This is a genomic window from Sphingobacteriaceae bacterium, assembly GCA_002319075.1.
In the GTDB taxonomy this organism is placed as follows: domain Bacteria; phylum Bacteroidota; class Bacteroidia; order B-17B0; family Aurantibacillaceae; genus Aurantibacillus.
Genome location: NVQB01000001.1, coordinates 1,599,680 through 1,620,797 on the forward strand (window position 1 = coordinate 1,599,680; position 21,118 = coordinate 1,620,797).

At 38.3% G+C, this 21,118-nt stretch carries 20 protein-coding genes; 12 read left to right on the plus strand and 8 right to left on the minus strand.

What is annotated here, in order from left to right:
* Nucleotides 1–9: 9 nt before the first annotated feature.
* Nucleotides 10–2,385, minus strand: coding sequence for a hypothetical protein (locus tag CNR22_07115; protein ID PBQ31545.1), 2,376 nt, complete (start codon nt 2,383–2,385; stop codon nt 10–12).
* Between the two features lie 82 nt (nt 2,386–2,467).
* Between CNR22_07115 and CNR22_07120 the strand changes: the two genes are divergently transcribed.
* The 4 genes from CNR22_07120 to glyA are packed head-to-tail and all read left to right on the plus strand — an operon-like array spanning nt 2,468 to nt 4,987.
* Nucleotides 2,468–2,692, plus strand: coding sequence for a hypothetical protein (locus CNR22_07120; GenBank protein ID PBQ31546.1), 225 nt, complete (start codon nt 2,468–2,470; stop codon nt 2,690–2,692).
* 12 nt (nt 2,693–2,704) lie between these two features.
* Complete coding sequence (locus CNR22_07125) at nt 2,705–3,247, plus strand: hypothetical protein (GenBank protein PBQ31547.1); 543 nt, start codon at nt 2,705–2,707, stop codon at nt 3,245–3,247.
* Entirely contained in the window at nt 3,234–3,710 is a 477-nt protein-coding gene (locus CNR22_07130) for a hypothetical protein (protein PBQ31548.1), read from the plus strand. The genes CNR22_07125 and CNR22_07130 overlap by 14 nt, the downstream gene beginning before the upstream one ends.
* The gene (gene glyA, locus CNR22_07135) at nt 3,710–4,987 is read left to right on the plus strand and encodes a serine hydroxymethyltransferase (GenBank protein ID PBQ34847.1); all 1,278 of its coding nucleotides are present in this window, start codon (nt 3,710–3,712) and stop codon (nt 4,985–4,987) included. The genes CNR22_07130 and glyA overlap by 1 nt, the downstream gene beginning before the upstream one ends.
* Before the next feature lie 171 nt (nt 4,988–5,158).
* Here glyA and CNR22_07140 read toward each other — a convergent pair whose 3' ends face one another.
* Both CNR22_07140 and CNR22_07145 read right to left on the minus strand, forming a co-directional pair.
* Entirely contained in the window at nt 5,159–6,199 is a 1,041-nt protein-coding gene (locus CNR22_07140; protein ID PBQ31549.1) for a hypothetical protein, read from the minus strand.
* Between the two features lie 110 nt (nt 6,200–6,309).
* Nucleotides 6,310–7,161 (minus strand): hypothetical protein, encoded by an 852-nt coding sequence (locus CNR22_07145; protein PBQ31550.1) that lies wholly within the window; start codon nt 7,159–7,161, stop codon nt 6,310–6,312.
* Between the two features lie 78 nt (nt 7,162–7,239).
* On the opposite strand from CNR22_07145, the gene CNR22_07150 reads away from it, so the two are divergent.
* Nucleotides 7,240–7,827, plus strand: a complete 588-nt coding sequence (locus CNR22_07150; protein ID PBQ31551.1) for a phosphoesterase PA-phosphatase — start codon at nt 7,240–7,242, stop codon at nt 7,825–7,827.
* Nucleotides 7,828–7,829: 2 nt separating this feature from the next.
* Here the strand turns inward: CNR22_07150 and CNR22_07155 are convergent, their stop codons facing one another.
* Nucleotides 7,830–8,984, minus strand: a complete 1,155-nt coding sequence (locus tag CNR22_07155) for an 8-amino-7-oxononanoate synthase (GenBank protein ID PBQ31552.1) — start codon at nt 8,982–8,984, stop codon at nt 7,830–7,832.
* Nucleotides 8,985–9,092: 108 nt separating this feature from the next.
* A complete protein-coding gene (locus tag CNR22_07160; GenBank protein PBQ31553.1) occupies nt 9,093–9,746 on the minus strand; it encodes a lipoprotein-releasing system ATP-binding protein LolD in 654 nt (217 codons plus the stop codon).
* Nucleotides 9,747–9,974: 228 nt separating this feature from the next.
* On the opposite strand from CNR22_07160, the gene CNR22_07165 reads away from it, so the two are divergent.
* From CNR22_07165 to CNR22_07180, 4 genes are all read left to right on the plus strand, one after another.
* Nucleotides 9,975–11,297: a hypothetical protein gene (locus CNR22_07165; GenBank protein ID PBQ31554.1), complete on the plus strand. Its 1,323-nt coding sequence runs from the start codon at nt 9,975–9,977 to the stop codon at nt 11,295–11,297.
* Complete coding sequence (locus CNR22_07170; GenBank protein PBQ31555.1) at nt 11,298–11,876, plus strand: hypothetical protein; 579 nt, start codon at nt 11,298–11,300, stop codon at nt 11,874–11,876. It begins immediately after the preceding gene.
* 4 nt (nt 11,877–11,880) lie between these two features.
* Nucleotides 11,881–12,588: a 4-hydroxy-tetrahydrodipicolinate reductase gene (dapB, locus tag CNR22_07175; protein ID PBQ31556.1), complete on the plus strand. Its 708-nt coding sequence runs from the start codon at nt 11,881–11,883 to the stop codon at nt 12,586–12,588.
* Between the two features lie 501 nt (nt 12,589–13,089).
* On the plus strand, nt 13,090–13,437 hold the full coding sequence (locus CNR22_07180; protein PBQ31557.1) for a (2Fe-2S)-binding protein: 348 nt from the start codon (nt 13,090–13,092) through the stop codon (nt 13,435–13,437).
* A gap of 5 nt (nt 13,438–13,442) precedes the next feature.
* Here the strand turns inward: CNR22_07180 and CNR22_07185 are convergent, their stop codons facing one another.
* From CNR22_07185 to rbfA, 3 genes are all read right to left on the minus strand, one after another.
* The gene (locus tag CNR22_07185; protein ID PBQ31558.1) at nt 13,443–15,206 is read right to left on the minus strand and encodes a hypothetical protein; all 1,764 of its coding nucleotides are present in this window, start codon (nt 15,204–15,206) and stop codon (nt 13,443–13,445) included.
* A gap of 20 nt (nt 15,207–15,226) precedes the next feature.
* A complete protein-coding gene (locus CNR22_07190; protein ID PBQ31559.1) occupies nt 15,227–16,441 on the minus strand; it encodes a hypothetical protein in 1,215 nt (404 codons plus the stop codon).
* Between the two features lie 124 nt (nt 16,442–16,565).
* A complete protein-coding gene (gene rbfA, locus CNR22_07195) occupies nt 16,566–16,904 on the minus strand; it encodes a ribosome-binding factor A (protein ID PBQ31560.1) in 339 nt (112 codons plus the stop codon).
* Between the two features lie 95 nt (nt 16,905–16,999).
* On the opposite strand from rbfA, the gene CNR22_07200 reads away from it, so the two are divergent.
* The 3 genes from CNR22_07200 to corA all read left to right on the plus strand — a co-directional run bounded on the left by CNR22_07200 (nt 17,000) and on the right by corA (nt 20,805).
* Nucleotides 17,000–18,874: an antibiotic ABC transporter ATP-binding protein gene (locus CNR22_07200; GenBank protein PBQ31561.1), complete on the plus strand. Its 1,875-nt coding sequence runs from the start codon at nt 17,000–17,002 to the stop codon at nt 18,872–18,874.
* Between the two features lie 184 nt (nt 18,875–19,058).
* Nucleotides 19,059–19,766: a 16S rRNA (cytidine(1402)-2'-O)-methyltransferase gene (rsmI, locus tag CNR22_07205; GenBank protein ID PBQ31562.1), complete on the plus strand. Its 708-nt coding sequence runs from the start codon at nt 19,059–19,061 to the stop codon at nt 19,764–19,766.
* Nucleotides 19,756–20,805 (plus strand): magnesium and cobalt transport protein CorA, encoded by a 1,050-nt coding sequence (gene corA / locus CNR22_07210; protein ID PBQ31563.1) that lies wholly within the window; start codon nt 19,756–19,758, stop codon nt 20,803–20,805. The genes rsmI and corA overlap by 11 nt, the downstream gene beginning before the upstream one ends.
* The last annotated feature ends 313 nt before the right edge of the window (nt 20,806–21,118 follow it).

Below are 21,118 nucleotides of genomic sequence, written 5' to 3' on the forward strand. Positions count from 1 at the left end.
TTTTAAGGGCTATTTTTTGTATCCGTAGCCTTTACCATAGCCATAACCGTAGCCATAACCATAACTATAGCCATAGCCCTGGTAATAGTAACGTTTTCCTGGTCTTGCCACACCGTTCAGCAGGAGTAAAACATGCTTAAGTTTGTTGGCTTCTATTATGTCTTCAATAAAAGTGATCACCTTTTTACTGCTGGTGCGGGTGTTTAATACAAATATAGAGGCATCCACATTTTGAATCAGGAATACGGAATCTGACAGAAGACCAGCGGGTGGAGTATCAATAATAACGTAATCAAATTCAGCTTTAGCTCTGTCGATAATTTCCTTCATTTTTGCGGAAAGAACATACTCTGAAGGATTTGGAGGAATGGGTCCGGCAAAAATGCAGTAGAGATTCTGAATATGAGTTTCTGTGATTATCTCCTCAAAAGTATTATGACCATTGATGCAGGTGGTTATACCTTTGTCCTGTGCCGGCAAGCCAAAACGCTTGTAAATACGCGGCTTGTGGAGATCAAGCTCGATCAGTACAGTTCTTTTACCACTCTTTGCAAGAATAGCCCCAAGGTTAGTGCTGGTAAAGGTTTTACCTTCACCCGGCAGAAACGAAGTAACTAAATACGACTTAGCATCGTTGCCTATACTGGCATACTGTAAATTGGTTCTGAAATTTCTGAATGACTCTGAAATAAGCGAATTGGGACTCTGATCCACGATTACGCCTTCGCTATCTGCTTCCTTAACAAAGGGTAAAACTCCAATTAAAGGTAGTGTAGTGAGTTCTTTTAACTGTTCTACCGACTTAATTTTGGTATAAAACATAGCGCGAATAGCAATTATGATTATAGACAAAATGAGGCCAAAAGAAATAAACTGTTTTTGAATAGCTGCTTTATCGGGCGAATCAATACCCCCATATCGAGGAGATTCTACAATTTTTACATCCGGCACAATGCTGGCCTTTGCAATTTTGGTGCTGGCCTTTTTTTCCAGTAAAAAATTGTAAAGTTGTTCGCTAACATTGGTTTGGCGCTGAATATTCAAAATGTCGCGCTGTTTACCCGGAATAAGTTTGGCCTGGTTAATATAATCTACGATTTCGGTGTTAAGACTTTCAATCTGCTGATTGGTTGCTTTACGCTGATTATTGATATAAATTAATAAATCTTGTTTTGTTTTTTTTATGCTCGCTTTAAGATCAGCAATTATCGGGTTTGTTTCCTTAGCAATATTATAAACTCTGTTTAGTTCAATCTGTTTAGTATAGAGGTCATTTACCGCCTGAATCATAAAACCCCCTTTTTCACTGATAAAAACACTTGGAGGCAGGAATTGTGGGTCTTTATCTTCGATAATGTACTTTTCAAGATCACTTAAAGCGCTTACCTCTAGTTGCAATTTCGATTTCTGACCGTCGTAACTACTTATTTTACCTAAAAAATCATTTTGTTGCCAGTCAAGATTAATAATGGACTTTCTCTCTTTATAATCCTGCATAGTATCTTCTATGCTTTTTAAAGAAAAGGTAATTTCGTTTAGCTGTTTATCGATATAGGAAATAGTGCGCTCATTGAGATCGTATTTGGTTTTCAATTTGCTCTGCGAATACACGGCGTTCAACGTATCTAAAATCAGCACCGCTCTTTCGGGGATTACATCTTTAAGATCGACTTTTAAGATCTGTGTAAATTCAGGGTTTTGAACGGCAAGGTTGCCACGAATGTTGGAGATAAGAAAGTCCTTACTATGAATACTAAACTGGTATAAGATCTCTTTGAACGAGGCCCCGGTTTCTTTTGTAAAATTCTCAACTCTGCTTATCTTAATGGGTAAATCAATGTCAATCAGGTTTTCTCCAAAACGCCCTTTTTTCACCTGTTTTTCTCCGTTTTGTTGAAAGCTTATTTCGTAGCTATCAAAATCTATAATCCTGAAATCAAAAACTTGTTCGTAATAAGCAGGGTTAATAAAGTTTACAGAGATCCTGAAAGGCATGCCTGAGAACTGTTCTGTTGTTCTTACTTTACCAACAATAAAATAAGAAACCTGCAAATTATCGATAAGCTTGTCTACAACCTTACTGGCAAGATCATAAGATTGAATAATACGTGTTTCGTTAGAGTTATCTACGTAAGAGCTAAAGGAATAAAAACTTGCGTCGCTTAGTACGTTATTTTTATAATAAGCGTCGTCCGCCTGAAGTAAAAATTCGGTAGAAGCCTTGTAAACCGTCGTAAGCCGGTATACATAGAAAGTACCCATAGCATAAAACAAAGGAAGGATCAAAAGCAGGATCCACCAGTTAGATTTTATTATTCTCAGGATTAGATTTAAATCCCTTGCAGAAACTATGGCCTGTTTTTTATTGTTTACCGGGTTCGCCACTTATAATTTTAGTTAACAAATATAAAGTTTTAAAGCATAATGTTGCGTGATTTATTGTTTTTTTATATATTTATAGTCTATAATGAAAACCTTGAAATCTCTTTTTACTGTTATACTATTTTTTGGAGCACAGGCCTTATTTGCAGCTCCAGCGCCCCCTCCAAGTTCTTCAACTTCGGGTCCACTGTGCTGGCCGCCTCCTTGTGTACCTATTGACAACGGAATTATCTTCTTAATTGTTGCAGGCGTACTTTTTGGCGCTAAGAAATTCTACGATCTTCGTAAAAAAGAGGAAGTTATTTCTTAATTTCTTTGCTAAATGAAGGCTTTAATAAAGTCAAATGCCTTTGTAAGATTCATTGTCAGCGCTGGTTTCCTTTACTTTTTTCTGTATCTTATTTACCAGTTTATTGTTAAGCGCTATACGTTTTACGATCAAAAATTTATCGGACTTATTATAGAATCCGCAGATGTTGTACTACGTGTGTTGGGTTATAAAACCTTTAAAGTATTGCAGGATCACGATTTTCAGGTGATCGGTATTGATGGGTCAAGCGGTGTTTGGGTTGGTTCTAATTGCAACGCAATTACACTTTTTTCATTGTTTGCCGTTTTTATTATTGCTTATCCAGGCAACCAAAAAGACAAGGTGTGGTTTATTCCTGCTGGTATTATTGCCATTCATCTATTGAATATTTTACGTGTAGCTGCGTTGGCCATGATTGCAAATTCCTACCCGGCCTACCTTAACTTCAATCATACATATACGTTTACCTTCCTTATATACGCCTTTATCTTTTTTTTGTGGATGGTCTGGGTAAACCGCTTCTCTGTTAAAGCCAAAGCTTATGAAAAAAGCTAAGTGGTTTGTTTTATTTTTTGCCTTTTTTGCTCTTTTGGGATATTGCCGCGAGTTTTTTTTCGTGCACCTTAATATCCTGATGTTTGAGAAATATCATAACAGACCCTCTGCCGTTGCCCCCGCAGAAATAATGAATGTATTCAGAAACTATTCTTACGACACACTCTATTACTCCAAATATTTATATACGCTCATCTCAGTTGTGCTATTTTTTAGTGCCAACTATTTGGCGGTAAAACTACTTACGGATACACGCTTTCTGGCAAAGCTGGTTGTTTACACATATTTTGTAATTGTTGGTTTTGCGGCCTTATCCATGCTTTACGGCTATTTTATAAACGGTCGCCTGCAGGATGATGAATACACCTTGAGCCGCTGGCTGATGGGTATTGCGCAATCTCCAATTATTTGCTTAATTTTAGTCGCTTCAGAAAAACTGTATAATAAATCCCTTCAATCATGATAAAAAAAGATTCTACCATTTTTAAATTAATTAAAGAAGAGCAACACCGTCAAACGGAAGGCGTTGAATTAATTGCCTCTGAAAATTACGTGAGTAACCAGGTAATGCAGGCCATGGGCAGTGTATTAACGAACAAATATGCAGAGGGCTTGCCTTTTAAACGATATTACGGAGGGTGTGAAGTGGTTGACAAAATTGAGCAACTGGCTATTGACCGCGCGAAAGAATTATATGGTGCTGAATGGGTAAATGTGCAACCGCACTCAGGCGCACAGGCAAACGCTGCAGTGATGCTGGCATGCTTAAAACCAGGCGATACTATTTTGGGCCTGGATCTTTCTCATGGTGGACATTTAACCCATGGTTCTCCTGTAAATTTTTCAGGAAAGTTATACCGTCCGGTGTTTTATGGCGTAGAAAAAGAAACAGGTGTTATCAACTACGACACTTTAGAAGCTACAGCGAAAAAAGAGAAACCAAAAATGATCATCTGCGGAGCCAGCGCCTATTCACGCGACTGGGATTACATACGTCTTCGTAAAATTTCGGATGAAGTAGGTGCTCTATTAATGGCGGATATCGCGCATCCAAGCGGACTCATCGCCAAAGGCATTTTAAATGATCCTCTACCTCATTGCCATATTGTTACTACAACAACGCATAAAACTTTACGCGGACCCCGCGGTGGAATGATTATGATGGGTAAGGATTTTGAAAATACCATGGGTGAAAAAACACCTAAAGGAGAAATAAAAATGATGAGCGCTGTTTTAGACATGGCTGTTTTTCCAGGAACACAAGGTGGTCCATTAGAGCATGTGATTGCTGCAAAAGCCGTTGCTTATGGAGAAGCTTTAACTGACGACTATATGCACTATTGCATTCAGGTAATCAGAAATTCACAAGCTATGGCAAAAGGCTTTATGGATTTGGGTTATAATATTGTTTCTAAAGGAACAGATAACCACATGTTCTTAATTGATCTGCGCAATAAAAACTTAAATGGAAAAGAAGCGCTCGCAGCTTTAGAACAGGTAAATATTACGGTGAATAAAAACATGGTTCCTTTTGATGATAAATCTGCCTTTGTGACTTCTGGTATCCGTATTGGGTCGCCGGCTATTACAACGCGTGGTTTAAAAGAAAAAGAGTGTCTGAAAATAGTTGAGCACATTGATAATGTATTGAAGAATAAAGACAATCCAAAAGAGCTTGCTAAAGTAAAAAAGAAAGTAAATACGATGATGGAGAAATATCCGTTGTTTATGAATTCATAGATTTTACGATTGTAAAAACTGCGAAGCCACTGAGAAATTCTTAGTGGCTTTTTCATGAACAGGTTCTGGCAAAGAGCCCTTGGCAGGCTACAGATTTCGCATAAAGACGCAAAGCACGGTATAGGGTTTCGCTCCTTTCCGTCCTTGCGCGATAAATTACTTGTGCCTATTTTATCTAATGATGATTTTCTCTTCCACTAATTTTTTGGTAAAAATATCTGCGCCTTCTTTGCTCATGTGCGCCATGTCAGCCCAATAGCGGGCCGAATCTAAAAAATCAAAGTTTTTTAAGGTAATGATAGGGAAATATCCGCGCGGCACATAAAAAGTATCATCAAAATCTTTATTAATTTTTGCATCCGTCACCATGGGAAGATAGAGTCGCTTGGTTTCTAAATTATTCGCTTTACAAAACTCCAGGCAACTTAAAGCAAACCTTGATTGTGAGCCTGTATTAAAAATAAAATCCGAATTGTAGAAGCTGTAACGAACCCTTCGAACCAACGGAATTACACGAGTATAAAAATTACCCGAACCTTTTTCCGTTTCCTTTATAAAAGAGTTACGGTGAAGATTAAACGAATAGAAATAATCATCGCTTACTTCTTTTTTTATATCACTATACTTTTCCTTGGTAAAACCGCCATCCCTGCATACACTTCCATATTCAGGATAATATTGCCAATCTTTATCTGATTCTTCGTCTAGTTTCCATACAAGATAATCGGCCACAAAATAAATTCTTTTCAAAAGGAATCTGATAAAATAAATACTGAAGGATTGGCCTCTTTTAAGCAGTGACAATGGCGTATATAAAAGCGGAGTCATATCATGCAACGCGCCCTTATCAATTTTATAAAGGTGCAAATACACCTTGCCCGGCTTACAGGGAGCTATCCTCTCCAAAAAGAATCTCTCTATTTCATGACCCGTTCCATTAACTCCAAAATTAATTGCAGGAACTCCATTCGCTCTTAAAATAGAATCAGAAACGTCTGCTTGTATAAGCGACGATCCAAGAAAAACATCAGCCCCCTTAATTTTTTCCGGATACCTTTTTATTAAATTTAAATTCCACCCGATTTTTTCGTAAGAAGTATTTGAGGTTTTATAAATGATGTAGTCGTCTTCAATAACTACAGAGTCCAACAAAAAAGATATAAACAAAAAGCTTGCTAGAAACACTGTGCAGTTGAATAAAAAGCGTTTCATTAATAAAATATTTATTTCTTAGAATTAAACCGTTCTAAGATACAAGAAAAGAAATTACATGGTAAACCCTCTGCAATTTTTAATTAAATCTTTTCGACGAAGCTCAAAAACTAAAGCTCAAACTCTTTTTGAGCCAGTTGTTTTTCGGGAGTTCTGAGCTCAATGGTGTATTTACCCTTTGCCAGGCCTTTAATGGGGAGATCGAGTTTGTAAATTTGATTCGTAGAAACGTTTAGCCATTCGCTTTTAATTTCGCATACCGGCAAGCCTTTTTCATTTACAACCGAAAGAGTTGCATAATTCGCCAGATCATTTGAATAAACCAAATCACCTCGCAGGTTCAAGTTAACGATGCCTATTGCTCCATTGGAATAATTAATTTTTTTTGAAAGAATTCTGTACCAGGGTATGGGTTCGCCTTTAATCATCGCGACCTTTTGACGTAAACCATGCAAAAGTGAATCTTCAGGAGCGGTAATGGTTGCAGTAGGCCTCTTATCACTCAGAGACCAGACTGCCTCTTGCTCAGCATTTGCATCAAATTTACTCACATTTAAATAACGCGCCAAACTAACAAGATTGCTGTCGGCCAAAGTATTTACAGAAAATTTTGAGCCGGGAGACGGGGCGTGCTTTGATGCCTGGCAACAATAACCTTTCAAGTTGAAGCTCTTGCCCTCATTCATTTTTAACGCAACGCTCTCTTCTTTTACAAGCAGAATATCCTGCTGTTGATCGTCCAGCGAATTTAAACGTCTGCCGGCTTCTACGAGAATAATTAAAGAGTCTTTTGTAAGATTTTTTAAAACCATGTTAACGCAAAATCCCTGGTAGCCACCCAAACTGGCCACCTTAACAAAGACCAGCTTTTTATCCACTGCTTTTTGCAGGCTCATGCTAATATGAGCCGCCTGAAGCTGAGTGCTGACTAATAAACAGAGGATGATTTTTTTCAGTGCCATGATGTGTTCATTTCATAACTCTGGTAATTTGTTTTGGTTACAGGATATTTTGTAATTTGCCTTCAATACATTTGTAGAATGGTTAAAAAAGTAATCTTGCTTTTCCTTTTTCTTATCGCTGGTAAGGCTTTTTGTCAGAACCTCGATTTTAGAATTCTGAAAGCAATCAATAAAACAGATATGCCTAAATGGGATAAGGGCATGCGGGGTCTTTCGAATACCGTAAATCCCTTAATTCCTGTTACTGTTGTAGGCATTTTTGCCAACGGGTATTTTACAAAAGACAAGGTTATGATGCGCAATGGTGTTAAAAGCGCTATCACCATTGGATTTGCGGCCCTTGTTTCTTCCGGCCTAAAAATTTCAATTAACAGGCCCCGTCCTGATATAAAATATCCGGGAGAATTTGTTCAGAGAACTCATGCGGGACGCTATTCTTTTCCAAGTGGACATACAACTTCCGCTTTTGCGATGGCAACGTCGCTCACACTCAGCTATCAAAAATGGTATGTGGCTGTTCCTGCCTATTTGTATGCCGGAATGGTTGGCTATTCAAGGATGCGTTTGGGTGTGCACTTCCCAAGTGATGTGCTGGGAGGGATGGTTGTGGGCATTGGTTCGGGTTTGCTGGTATGGCAAGTAGACCGAATGCTAAATAAAAAATAAATCTACCTGTGAAATTTTTGAAGAACGTCCACCAAAGTATCAATTTCTTCTTTTGTATTAAACGCGTGAATTGAGAATCTTACACGCTCTCTGCCAGGTTTAACAACCGGACTTTTCATAATTCGTGCGTGAATTTTATTTTCTTTCAAAAGCTTATCAAGCCTGTCTACCGAATCGTTACTTCCCAGTTGTAAGGCATGTATAGCACTCTGACTTTTTACACAATTTTTAATAGCAGATGCCTTAGAATAAAAGTAGGCGATGTTACTTTGCAAAAGATCTTTCTGATTGGTTTCGATCAAGAGCTGGTAAGAATGTTTTATAGCTTCAATACTATAAGATGGCAGCGCTGTTGTGTAAATAAACGTCCTGGAAAAATTAATCAGATAATTCCTTAAAATTTCACTGCCCACAATTGCCGCACCATGGCAACCCATAGCTTTTCCGTAAGTGTAAATGCGGGCGAAAATTTTATTTTCTATAGAAAGTGCGTTGCAGAGACCCCTACCCTGCTTTCCAAATACGCCAATAGCATGAGCTTCATCTACAATTAAAAAAATATTTTTAAAGTCCTGGCAAATTTCCACTAACTCCAAAAGTGGTGCAGAGTCCCCTTCCATGGAATACACACTTTCAACAACTACATAAATATTTTCAAAGTTCTTCTGATGTCGCTGAATCAATTCTTCCAGTCCTTCCACATCATTATGCTTAAATTTATAATGCGTAGCGTGGCTTAGGCGAATACCGTCATATATAGAAGCATGCACAAATTCGTCGTATAAAATTAAATCTGTTTTTTGAGCAACACAAGAAAGTAAACCTACGTTTGCATCGTAGCCAGAATTAAAGATCAGCGCACTTTGTGCATGATGAAATAATGCAATTTGTTTTTCCGCTTCTTCTACTTGTTTACTATTTCCGCTAATCAACCGCGAACCTGTTGATCCGAAGTGCACTGGCTCATTGCTTTGCGAATCTTCGGTATTTAAGCTCTGTAATTTCTTATCCAGCCATCCCAATTTCGAAAACCCTAGGTAATCATTGCTGCAAAAATCAATCTCTGGAAAATTGAAACTTAATTTCCTGAGCAAACCGTTTTGTTCCCGTTCCGCAAGCGCTTTTAGCAAATAAGTAGGATGGTGGTATAACGACATAATTACAGGTTCAGAGTCTATCAAATATAAGTATTAGAAATGATTTTCGGAAGAGGATCATCCAATTCTTTGGATTGGCAAACCCTAAAACTTGTAAAAAAACCGAGTTTACTGAACAATACGTCCGTCACGCATGGTGAGAGTTCTGTCGGCCATGGCGGCAAGTTCAGCGTTGTGGGTTACTATAACAAAAGTTTGCTTAAAATTATCTCTGAGTTTAAAAAAGAGCCGATGCAGCTCTTCAGCATTTTTGCTGTCAAGATTCCCACTTGGTTCATCAGCAAAAATCACTTTGGGAGAATTTATAAGGGCTCTGGCTACAGCCACTCTCTGCTGCTCCCCTCCACTTAGTTCAGAAGGTTTGTGCTGTCTTCTCAGGCTAAGATTAAACATTTCCAAAAGTTCTTCGGCTTTCTTCTCGGTTTCTTTTTTATTCTTATTAGCTATCAATGCGGGAATGCAAATGTTTTCAAGGGCAGTAAATTCAGGGAGGAGTTGATGGAACTGGAAAACAAATCCAATATTCTGATTTCGAAAAGCCGCCAGTTTTTTATCGTTTAATTTAGAAACTTCTTCATTATTGATCATGACTGTGCCTGATGTTGGACGATCAAGAGTTCCTAAAATAGTTAGCAGTGTTGTTTTGCCCGCACCTGAGGAGCCGATGATGGACACTATTTCTCCCTCTTTGATTTCGAGGTCGACCCCCTTTAATATTTCGAGTTCATTAAATTTTTTATGAAGAGAGGTTCCAACGATCATAGCTGAGGCATAATGCGACTAAAGATAATAACTAAAAGCTTGCCGAAAAAACTTTAGAAAACTTAGCCCGACGCGTCGGGAAAACCTTGCAAAAGCTTGTTTACTATCTTTAAATTACTTTGCAAAGTTAACCAGCACCCGCAGGTAAAAAGACAATAATTGCTAATGAAAACAATGGCAGTATTTAATTATCGCAGTGCTTAAATAAATTGCTAATTTTGTTTTATTATGGCAAATATTGTCTACTTAGCTAAAAAATCAGTAGAGTTTGTTTCTTACAGACTCTGGAAAATACGTCTTAACAAGGTAGAAAAACGTCAGGGGCTTTTACTTCGACAACTGCGTGTTTTTTCTTTAGCCATTAAAGAATTCAGGGATGATAATTGCCTTGTAACTGCCACCGCACTTACCTTCTATACCTTATTTTCGATTGTACCCATTCTTGCTTTGGTGTTTGCCATTGCCAAGGGTTTTGGCTATGAGGCTAATATTCAAAAACTCCTATTAGGTAAGTTCCCACAATACGAGCAGGTTTTAAACGAAGCTTTTGGCTCAGCGTCTAAATTATTAGCCAGCACACAAGGAGGGATTATTGCCACCTTTGGGATTCTGTTATTATTGTGGAGTGTCATGCAGCTCCTTATAAACATTGAAAATAGCTTTAATACTATTTGGGAAATTAAGCGCGGAAGAACCTGGATAAGGAAAGTCACAGATTATTTAACGATCATGATGGTGGGCCCGTTAATGTTGATAGTTTCAGGAAGTTTGACCGTTGCTGTAGAAACCCGGGTTGGAAATCTTCATTTTTTAGGTTTTATCGGAACTTACCTTATCAAACTTTTGGCCTATGGTATAGTTGCAGGTGTTTTTACATTTTTATATGTGGCTATGCCTAATACAAAAGTTAAGGCCAGAGCTGCTTTTTCTGCAGCTATAGTAGCCACTATACTTTTTGAACTTTTAGGTTGGGGTTACATCCGTTTCCAGATCGGGGCCAATCGTTTAAATGCTATCTATGGGGGTTTTGCAGCCCTGCCTCTCTTTTTGATCTGGGTGCAATACAGCTGGTACATTGTTTTATTCGGAGCAGAACTCGCTTATGCGAATCAAAATGTAGATCATTACGAATTGAAAGAAGATATTCAGAATTTAAGTACACGTTACAAAAAAGTAATTTCCCTGATGATTGCCAATCTTGTTTCTAAAAGATTCTTCCATAAAGAATCTGCTTTAACAGCCGTAGAAATTTCAGAAAAACTTGATCTTCCCTCGCGCCTCACGCGTAACCTCCTAAATACTTTTGTAGAATCCGGAATATTCGTAGAAGTGGTGCGTGAAAAAGATAAGGAAATTGTTTATCAGCCGGGCGTAACAGAAAGCAAGTTTACAGTACGCTACTTTATTGATACTATAGAACGCCACGGCATTAACACACTTCCAATAAGTGATACCACCGAATCTATTCACATAAACAAATTAATGGAGGAGCTGGACAAGTCTATGGATACAGATCTGGGACACATGAATGTAAAAGACCTTGTGATCTAAATGAAAAAGCCTTTTCTACTACTTTTTTTCTCCCTTTTTTTATTACCGGCATTTTCGCAGCAGGATAGTTTGACGTTGGCGCAGGATAGTGTTGCAAAGGCAAAAGCAGCGCACAAGCAAACTTACTCTGGGCCCAGAAGAGCCAGTACACTAAGCGCTATTTTACCTGGACTCGGACAGGTTTACAATAAAAAATACTGGAAAGTTCCAATAATCTATGTCGGCCTTGGAGGTTTCGGATACATGTTTGTGACCAACAATAGAGAATACAACTATTACAGGCAAAATTTAAGAGCGGAAGCTGATCTCGATCCGCTTACTATTAATGAAACCCGCTATAACACCTCGCAACTGCAGGTTCAGAAAGTCACCTACAGAAAAAAACGAGACATTGCCATCCTGGGAATTGCTATACTTTACATCCTGAATATTGTAGATGCCAATGTGGATGCGCATCTAAAGACTTTCGACGTCAGTGACGATTTAAGTTTGCAGATTGACCCCTGGCCTTCGATCTACAAGAGTCCGACCGGATACAGAACAGGTGCCGGACTTTCTCTCACTTTAAAATTTAAATAATTATATGAACATTGCATTGATTGGTTACGGCAAAATGGGTAAAGAAATTGAAGCCATTGCCATAAAAAGAGGACACACTATTGTATTAAAAGTGGACAAAGATAATTCCGGTACAATTGGCAAAAACGATTTACAAAAAGCGGATGCGGCTATTGAATTTAGCACACCTCATACCGTTCTCCAAAATATAGAGAAGTGTTTCGACGCGGGAGTACCAGTTGTTGTTGGCACTACAGGTTGGTACGAAAATTTTGATGCCATTAAAAAAATGAGCTCTGAAAAAAACGGAAGTCTTTTTCACGCTACAAATTTTAGTCTGGGTGTGAATCTTTTTTTTAAAGTAAATACCTACTTGGCTGAGTTGATGAATAAATACACCGACTACGAAGTAAGTATGGAAGAGATTCACCACATTCATAAATTAGATAAACCCAGCGGAACGGCCATAACGTTAGCCAACCAGGTAATAGAGAAACTTGAGCGCAAAAATAAATGGAGTATTGACGAGAAAAACTCAAACACTTTATTTATAAAAGACATCCGTGAGGGAGAAGTACCGGGAACGCACATTATGAAATACCAATCAGACATTGATGATATTGAGATTATGCATAAAGCTCACAACCGTAAAGGGTTTGCCCTGGGCGCGGTGATAGCAGCAGAATTTCTGAAGGGTAAAAAGGGGATTTATACGATGAGCGATATCATATGATCTCGACTACGCTCGATCTGACATCAACTACGCTCGATCTGACATCGACTACGCTCGATCTGACATCAACTACGCTCGATCTGACAAGAACAATGTCAGTTCAAGCGCCGTCGAGAACAATGTCAGTTCGAGCGAAGTCGAGAACAATGTCAGTTCGAGCGAAGTCGAGAACAATGTCAGTTCAAGCGCAGTCAAGAACAATGTCAGTTCGAGCGAAGTCGAGAACAATGTCAGTTCAAGCGCAGTCGAGAACAATGTCAGTTCAAGCGCCGTCAAGAACAATGTCAGTTCGAGCGAAGTCGAGAACAATGTCAGTTCAAGCGAAGTCGAGAACAATGTCAGTTCAAGCGCCGTCGAGAACAATGTCAGTTCAAGCGCAGTCGAGAACAATGTCAGTTCGAGCGAAGTCGAGAACAATGTCAGTTCAAGCGCCGTCGAGAACAATGTCAGTTCGAGCGAAGTCGAGAACAATGTCAGTTCGAGCGTAGTCGAGAACAACCTATGGCCTATCACTGGATCCGCATATTCGAAAACCAAAAAGATTTTGAAAACTACATTCAACCTAACAACTTTGTTGTGTTTGAATTAAGGGGTGAAAAAATCTGTATCACCAGAACTGATAAAGGTTTTTTTGCCGTGCAGGAAAAATGCCCGCACAACGGCGCCAGCTTAAGTAAAGGCTTTTGCACAAAAGAAAATGAAATTGTTTGTCCGCTTCATCGCTACTCTTTCGATCTCAAAACAGGAAAGTCTACCTCCGGGGGAGGCTACGGGCTAAAGACCTATCCCATCGAACTAAAAAATGATGGGGTATATGTTGGCATACAAGCTAAATGGTGGGAGGCGTAAAACCCTTATTCGCTAGACTTCACTACTACTCTCCTTGAGCTACCCATCATAAGAAAATAAACTCCGTTTGGAATTTCTTTTGTATTGATTGTATTTTTTTGGGTTCTTGTTTTCAGAGAATAAATTTCAATACCAAGGCTATTTGTAATTCGTATTTCTTCCTCTTTCGTCAAGGGATTTTGAAAATCCACATGCAACGTGCCTGTGTTAGGATTAGGATACACGGCAACACTAGCATCAGAGTCGTTGATGCTTTTTATCCCGACAGTAGTAAGCGTTGTCGGTGGCACCGTTGTAGTATCAACAGGATTAGTGTTAGTATCTGGCAGAGTAACATGTTTCATTTTCAATACATTGATAGAATGCGGACTTAAATTTACTTTTAAAACATTTCCTGAAATACTTACACTACCAGTGGGATAAGTAATAACGGGGATTTTATCAGCCGGAGAACTTCCACTCAGACGTACATGTGATAAAGAAAAATTAGGTTGACTCAGAGCTGGAAAATTGTTGACAGTTACAGTTGCCGTTCGCGGTTGATTATCTTTATTAATAAGAAATATATTCAGACTATCTCCCGAACTATCTCTCACTGCAAAAGAATTCACATAGTTTCCATTCGTAGTTGAAACCATTTTTTCTAACATATTGTTACCCCACATAGAAAGAGCTTTGCCTGTAGCATTTAAACCTCCGTTCGCATCCACGGCGTCAAATACATCCTGAGGCGCAGTCACATTGTTTACCCAACGTGTATTCCACAAATAAGCATCCTCTACTCTGCTAATTTTCATTTGATCTCCGAACATTTGAAAATTTACAATGGCGTGTCCCAGGTCGTTATTCTGCGGCCAGGTATAAGCCCAATCAATAGCATTGTATTCTGTAACAATTATACGAATGTTTGTATTGCTTACCGAACTAAGAATAGAATTTATTTCTGACACCAGGTTAGGATTTCCCGTTCTGTATGTATCGTAACCGTTAGTCCAGTTATAAATGGGATAGTTACTTACAGCTATAGCATCTATGTAAGCTCCTGCAATACTTATCAGTGTATCAATCCAGGCACCTGACTTAGCATTGGCTACGACAGAAATTGTAGGATCTATTGCTTTCATGGCCTGAGAAAATTGTATCACATCGTGAGCATATTCTGATGCTGTGGAGGGAGCATCGTAGGCAGCTGAATTAAAACTTTCATTTCCTATAACCCAGTTTTTAATCTTATACGCATGCGTGATGTTGGCGTATTTAACCCATTCTGCTGCATTCGTAATTAAACTTGTGAGTGTTGGCGCTGCAGTGCAAAATGTATTGTACTGTGCATCGCCGGCAACCACTATCAAAGGCCTTGCGTGTGTATTTTGGCAAACAAGCATAAATTCATCGAAGTCCATAGTTGAACTCAAAGGCGTTAGATAGTTAGAAGAAAATGCAGGATCGTTATTTGGCCAGTTACAATTTCCCTGCGTAGCAAAATGTGGGTTTACACTCGTATAAGGCGGTACAGACCATAAATAATTATCCGCTTTCTCTCCTCCCGGAAATCTAAGACCTCCAACATTCATCTCTTTAAGTGACTGTTGCAGCGGAATAGCGGGATTCAGATGGGTATCATCGTCCATAAGATAATTGAGATTTATTCCGGCTGGATTGTGATCAAATGTTCTAATGACCGAACCAGCATTTACCTGGATTACCTGAGCACGAGACGCCGAACAAAAAAGGAAGGCCGCTAAAAATGAGAAAACCAGGTTTTTCATTTTATTAAGTTAAATAAAATTTATTTAAATCCTACCAAATCGGTTTTTGTAAAAACCCTCACTGGATACAACGCTGCGAAAAAACCGATAAACATAATGAGTCCTAAGATCCATACAAAATCTTTTAATTGTAATTCGATTGGATAGTATGGTACAATAAACTCACTTCCAAAAGTAACAAGATGAAACTTCATCTGAAGCACGCAAATTAAAAGTCCCAAAGCAAGTCCGATAAAAGCTCCTATGCCACTGATAAGAAAGGCTTCCCGCATAAAAATGCTGCGTATTAAACCTAAATCAGCTCCCATACTGTGTAACGTTCTTATGTCTTTTCGTTTTTCAATAATTAACATGGTAAGCGCACCAATAATATTAAAGGTGGCTATAACCAAAATAAACGCGAGAATAATAAACGTTGCCAGCTTTTCAGTTTCCAAAGCTTTAAAAAGCACATCGTTGAGCTGATACCTGTTTTTAACTACAAAATCTGGGCCTAGTTTTTTTTCTAATTGCTCCTTTACCTGATTAACACTCGATTGCTCACAGCTTAGTTCCAAAGCACTTACTTTATCAGGCAGATCAAATAAATCGCGGGCTGTTTTTAAACTCACAAAGGCATACTCATTATCGAGTTCATCATTCAAAGAAAAAACTCCTGATGGGATGCAATAAAGCTGATTTAAATTATCATCTGGAATCAAGCTGGTTTCTTTACCCTTTAAAGGACTGTAGAGCGTTAATTCATTTACAAAAACATGTAAATTAATATTGAGCTGTCTCGCAACACCACGGCCTAATAAAATAGTTTTTGAACCAGCATCGTTTAAACCATAATTCCCATCAATTACAGAATCAATCTTTGCAATCTTATTAAAATTACTATCTACTCCTTTAATGGTAACAAGAGCCTGCTTATCAATATTTTTAATAAGTATTTTATCGCTCAGACTTAATGAGATGAGCTTAACCCCTTCAATAGATTTTATTTCAGCTACTAATTTATCAGACGCTTCAAAATATTTTCCCTTAGCCGCAGTAATTCGAATATCTGGTTCAACAGTGTTGTAGAGATTTGCAACAACGCTGGTGAGTCCGTTCATAGCTGAAAGAATCACAATGAGGGCGCCTGTTGTTACGGCAATAGCTCCAATGCTAATCCAGCTAATTATATTAATGGCATTGTTTGATTTTTTAGAAACCAGGTAACGCTTAGCTATGTAAAAGGAAAAAGACATTATCGGAATGTAAAATGTAGGATATTAAATGTAAAATGTGCGTGCGAAACTGCCTGGAAGATTGATAATACCTTTCTACAAGTGCTTACATCTGCCATCTGACTTCCACAATTTACATCAATAACTATTTTTTAAGTAGTGCATCTATCTTCATCGCATAGTCAAGCGAATCGTCGATATAAAACATAAGTTCCGGAACAATTCTTAATTGTTTGGCCACTATAGTTCCTAATTGTTTGCGGATAACCTTAGCATTGGTTTCAATTAGTTTAAAGACAGTGTTCTTATCTTTATTAGCCATAATACTCACGTAAACTTTAGCAGAGCTTAAATCGGGACTTACGCGCACGGTAGTGACAGTTATAAAACCACCACCAAAAAGATTGCGTGATTCACTTCTGAAAATTTCAGCCAATTCCTTTGCCAATAATTTATTTACTTTTTGCTGTCTTAAGCTCTCCATACTGCAAAGGTAAGCATTTTAAAATAAATTAACTCATAAGAGTCTGCCCTCGTTAAGTTACTGTAACTGGTAATATTCGTATATTCACAGCCAAAATGATCAAACTATTCTCGGTTTTTAAATACATACAAGGGTATTGGAAATATGCTGGATGGAATATTGGGTTTAATGTTTTATTCTCTGTTTTTTCTGTATTTTCTATCACGCTAATCATTCCTTTTCTGGATCTTCTTTTTGAGAAAGACGCCTCAAAATACAATGAGTATGTAAGTAATTTTAGTGCGGGTACGCCCCAGCTGAGTATAGCGTATTTAAAAGGATGGTTCTACGCTACCATGTCTAACCTGATCGTGAAAGACGGACTTGAACCCGATCAACTCATTAAAGGAAAAATGGAAGCTTTGATTTTAATTTGCGTGTCAATTGTTATTCTTACTCTTTTAAAAAATGTTTGTCGTTACATGGCCATGTTTTACCTGGCTCCTATACGAAATGGCGTTGTAAGAGACCTACGCAACAAAATGTATAACAAAGCACTGGCTTTATCTCTTTCTTATTACAGCGACGAAAGGAAGGGAGACATTATGAGCAGGATGACAACCGACGTTATCGAAATAGAATGGAGCATTATGCAAACCCTTGAAATGGTTTTTCGCGAACCACTCATCATCATTATTTCTTTAGCCATGCTAATTGGTATTAGTCCTTATTTAACGCTTTACGTTTTTCTGTTGTTGCCTGTAGCCGGTATAATCATTGGTCTTGTAAACCGTTCCTTAAAAAGAAATTCTGCTCTTGGTAAAACCTTTTTAGGAAGTTTGTTTAACATGATGGAAGAAACTTTGGGAGGATTAAAAATCATTAAAGCTTTCACAGGCGAATCCTACCTGAAAAATAAATTCGAAAACATTAACCAGGAGTATTATAAATTACAGGTAAATGTTTACAGAAGAACAGATCTTGGATCACCCTTAAGTGAAACCATTGTCATTGCTATCTTAATGGTGATTTTATTCATAGGTGGCGGTATGGCGCTTTATAGCAAGGGCCTCACTTCTGCCGAATTTATTGGGTATTTCGCAGTTGCCTCGCAAATTTTAGCGCCGATCAAACAAATTACACAAGCTTATAATAACATCCAAAAAGGACTTGCATCAGAAGAGCGTATTGAGAAAATTTTACATGCGGAAGTCTCTATCAAAAATGCTCTCAATGCAAAAAGCATAAGTTCTTTCGATACTAAAATTGAATTTAAAGATGTTTCTTTCGCTTATATTAAAGGAGATGAAGGCTATATTTTAAAAAACATAAATCTTGGCATTGCAAAAGGTAAAACCATTGCATTGGTTGGGCAGAGCGGCAGTGGGAAAACTACCCTTGCCGACATGATTCCCCGCTTTTATGACACAGATCTTGGCGAGATTTTAATTGATGGAGTGCCAGTAAAACAAATCGACATTGACAGCCTTAGAAAACAAATAGGGATTGTGACGCAGGAAAGTATTTTATTTAACGATACCATTTTAAATAATATTGCTTTTGGCATTGATCATGCAGACGAAGCTGCAGTTATAGCAGCTGCCAAAATAGCTAACGCACATGATTTTATTTTACAACAGCCAAATGGGTATCAAACCAATGTAGGCGACAGAGGAGGCAAACTCAGTGGTGGACAAAGACAAAGATTAAGCATTGCCAGAGCGATACTTAAAAATCCACCCATACTTATTTTGGACGAGGCTACCTCAGCACTGGATACAGAAAGTGAAAGACTGGTTCAGGATGCTTTAAGCAATTTAATGAAAAACCGTACCAGCATAGTCATAGCGCACCGTTTATCAACGATTGCAAATGCGGATGAAATAATCGTGATGCACAAAGGAGAAATTATAGAGCGAGGAAATCACAGCACACTCATTGCGCTTAACGGTACCTACAAAAAACTTTGCGACATGCAGAGTTTCAAATAAAAACCACACAGGGCACTAAAGGCATTTAGAAAGCACTTAACTTTTCGGGTTGTCTGCCGTTCATTGTCTTTGTGAACCTCAGTCATCTTAGTGTCTTAGTGGCAAAAAGCCATTAACAGCCGGGTATCAATAACTCTTCCGGCATAAGTTTCGCATAGAAAATTATATCCAGTAACTTCAATGAATGAGCGGACAATTATTTATAGTTCCAACCCCTATTGGTAATCTTGAAGATATTACTTTAAGAGCCATTAATGTATTGAAGTCTGCAGACCTTATTTTAGCGGAAGACACACGAACCTCTTCTTTTTTACTGAAGCATTTGCAGATTGAAAAGCCGTTAAAATCTTATCACCAGCACAACGAACATAAAATCGTAGAAGAGTTAGTGTCTTCTTTAAATTCAGGAAAAAATATCGCCCTGATTTCTGACGCAGGTACTCCTGGAATTTCAGATCCGGGCTTCCTTTTAATTCGCGAAGCCATTGCTAACGGTGTTACCATTATTTCTTTACCAGGCGCCACCGCCTTTGTACCGGCACTTGTAAACAGCGGACTTCCCTGCAACGAGTTTAGTTTTTATGGTTTTCTTCCGCAAAAAAAAGGCAGACAAACACGTTTAAAATTACTGGCGTTGGAAGAAAAAACCTTTATCGTTTACGAATCTCCGTTTAGGCTTGTAAAACTATTGCAGGAATTTAAAGAGCATTTGGGTGCGCAAAGGAAAGCCTCTGTGAGCCGCGAACTCACTAAAATGTTTGAAGAAACAAAACGCGGAACAGTGGAAGAGTTAATTGCTTTTTATTCTGCTAAAACTGTAAAGGGTGAGATTGTAGTAGTTGTTCAGGGAAATAAAAACCTGGAAGAAAACGAAGAAAACGATGTCGAATAAATTCAGAGATATAGGGGCGCCACCGGGCACACTGGTTTACAATGGGAACGAAACAAGTGCCCAGGTTAAGATCACGCTTATTGAATACAATGAGTATGAATTTTTGGAGCGCGAATTTTACGATTTCCATGATTGTACAAAACATCTCAAGGATAATATGGTCAAATGGATAAACGTAGAAGGTGTGCACGATATACAACTTGTTGAGAAAATTGGTAAGCTTTATGATATCCATCCCCTTACTTTAGAAGACATAGTACATATTGACCAAAGACCCAAATTTGAAGATTACGAGCACTACGTGCTTGCCATCATGAAGATGATCTTTTACAACAAGGAAGAAGTTCATTCAGAACAGCTTTCTATGATCCTGGTAAAAAACACGGTTATTTCTTTCCAGGAACCGCAAGGCGGCGATGCTTTTGATATTATCCGCAATCGCCTGCGACAAGCCAAAGGTCGCGTAAGGAAGCACGGGGCGGATTATTTATTTTATGCATTAATGGATGCTGTTGTAGATTACTATTTTTTTACAATCGAAAAAATAGGCGATAAGGTTGCCAAGATTGAGGAAGAAATTATAACCGAACCGAGGCAGGAATCGTTAATAGAACTCTATAAATTAAAACGTGAAGTGATCTTCCTGCGCAAACAGGTGTGGCCCCTGCGCGACATGCTAAGCAACTTACTGCGTTCTGAATCTGATTTTATTAGTCCCAATACACAATTATTCTTCCGCGATTTACAGGATCATACCATGCGTATTATTGACACGGTAGAAAACTACAGAGACCTGTTAAGTGGTATCATGGATATTTACCTCAGCACAAATGCTAATAAAATGAACGAGGTCATGAAGGTTTTAACCATCATGTCCAGCATTTTTATTCCTGTAACTTTTATTGCGGGTGTGTACGGGATGAACTTTGAGAACATGCCCGAATTAAAATCTCCTTACGGTTACGCAGCTGTTTGGATACTCATGCTGAGCGTAATGGGTGGACTGGTAATTTATTTTAAAAAGAAAAAGTGGATGTAAAAATGGTTTCTGCTGTCCATGGTTATGGACATGGCAAAACTATTAACCGATTTCTACCGCGTCAGGATATTTCGCTTTCCAGTTTTTTAAACTTTCTTTTGTTCTAACAGTAATAACTGTACGAGCATCGATACGTAATTTTACAAGGTATGTGCTCCCTTTAATTTCTGATCTTTTTGCTATTGCTTTCATTATATAGTGCGTTTAATTTACTGACACAAATAAACCCATTTCAGCGGATTACTAACGTTAAAATACGCAAATTAACCGGATCCAAATGTGAAATAAATAAAAACGCCCCTTTTAAAAAGAG